The organism is Streptomyces sp. CT34 (genome assembly GCF_000805335.1).
Classification (GTDB): domain Bacteria; phylum Actinomycetota; class Actinomycetes; order Streptomycetales; family Streptomycetaceae; genus Streptomyces.
The window spans coordinates 5,451,484-5,452,905 of the sequence record NZ_KN708638.1 but is presented as its reverse complement, the minus strand read 5'-3'; the positions used below and the strand labels follow the sequence as shown (position 1 = coordinate 5,452,905).

Here is a 1,422-nt window from a genome sequence, read left to right as displayed (position 1 = left end):
GGGGGGGGCGGGGAGCCGGTCGCGGAGGGCGCCGGCGGCCTTCCGGCTGAAGGTGAGGACGAGGATCCGCTCCGGGTCGGCGCCGGCCCGCACCCGGCGCACCACGGACTCCACCAGGGTCGTGGTCTTGCCCGTACCGGGCCCGGCGAGCACCAGCAGCGGTCCGCCCGGGTGGTCGGCCACCGCGCGCTGGGCGGCGTCCAGGACGGGCGGCTCGGTCCGCTCCGGCGGGGGGCGCCCCGCCGCGCCGCCCGGTGGGGCTGCGTCGGCGGGACGGCCGGGAAGGAGGAACTCACGTGGATCGCCGGTCCTGGGAGGGTGCGGGGAGGTGCTGGTGGTCGTGGTGCGTCGGCTGCGGGGAGGCGGCGCGGCCCGGCCGCCGCGGGCGGCGCCGGCCGTGACAACAGTGCCCGACGCTACGCCAGGCGGGACCCGTGGCGCAGCGCGTCCCACGGGAGGCCGGGCGGGCCCCGGTCCGGAAGGGGCGGGCGCCGGCCCGGCCGCGCCGTTACCGGTCGCCTCCGTTGCCTCCGTCGCCGTCCCACCGGGCCCGCCGCATGTCGATGCGCGGTATATGGCGCTCGGCGGCGGCCGACGCCCCCTTCAGAGGCGTGCCCTCGTCGCGGTAGTGCGCCAGCGCCCGCAGCTCGCCGCCGGGCAGCAGCACACCGTCCGCACGCACCACCCGCCACCAGGGCACCGCACCGCCGTAGAGGGCCATCACCCGGCCCACCTGCCGCGGGCCTCCCTCGTCCAGCCATTCCGCGACATCGCCGTACGTCATGACCTTGCCCGCCGGGATCAGCTCGGCGACGGCCAGGACCCGCTCCGCGTACTCGGGCAGCTCCGCGGGCGCGTCCGTATCTCCGGTCCCACTCATTCGGTCCATCCTGCCCTACAGCACCGACAATGGCCTTGGACGTCCGGTCCCGCGCTCGCCGGGGCAGGTCCGGAAAGCGAACGGGCGGCTGTGTGGTGGCTGTGGTTCCGCTTCCCGTGGCCCCCAAGTGCACCCTGATGCCTCCCCGGACCGGACGGCCGTGCCACCATCTTCCGGACGGTGACTGGTGATACGAGATCAAGAAGAGACGGCCGAGCAGCAGGGTGCGGCGCCTCCACGGGAGGCGGGCGCCCCTGACGCGCTGGCCGACGCCGGCACCGCCCCGGAACCGACCGCAGTGACCGAGCGGCCACAGGGGCCGCGGGCGGCGGAACAGGGGAAGCACCAACGGAAGCCCACCACGGCTTCCGCGACCGAAAAGGCGAGCACGATCGAGAAGGCCGAACGACCCGAGGCGTCCGAGAGGCCGGGACAACCCACGGCGCCCGAGCCACCCGAGCGGCACACGGAGGAGCAACAGGACGAGCAGCCGGAGCACGACAGAGCCGCGGACGGCGCGCCGGGGGGTGCGCCCCGGACGG

General features: G+C 76.2%; 1 protein-coding gene and 2 pseudogenes. 1 reads left to right on the top strand and 2 read right to left on the bottom strand.

Translation table 11 applies throughout. The features are described 5' to 3' along the window. A pseudogene (locus RZ84_RS41665) lies at positions 1-216 on the bottom strand (UvrD-helicase domain-containing protein); the annotation flags it as partial. A gap of 292 nt (positions 217-508) precedes the next feature. Then, complete coding sequence (locus RZ84_RS23880; RefSeq protein ID WP_241777836.1) at positions 509-880, bottom strand: MGMT family protein; 372 nt, start codon at positions 878-880, stop codon at positions 509-511. 187 nt (positions 881-1,067) lie between these two features. Here RZ84_RS23880 and RZ84_RS41660 point away from each other — a divergent pair. Then, a pseudogene (locus RZ84_RS41660) lies at positions 1,068-1,422 on the top strand (TIGR00374 family protein); the annotation flags it as partial.

Excerpts from the sequence above, each read along its gene's own strand:
- RZ84_RS23880 (WP_241777836.1), bottom strand. The coding sequence starts at position 880 with ATGAGTGGGACCGGAGATACGGACGCGCCCGCGGAGCTGCCCGAGTAC.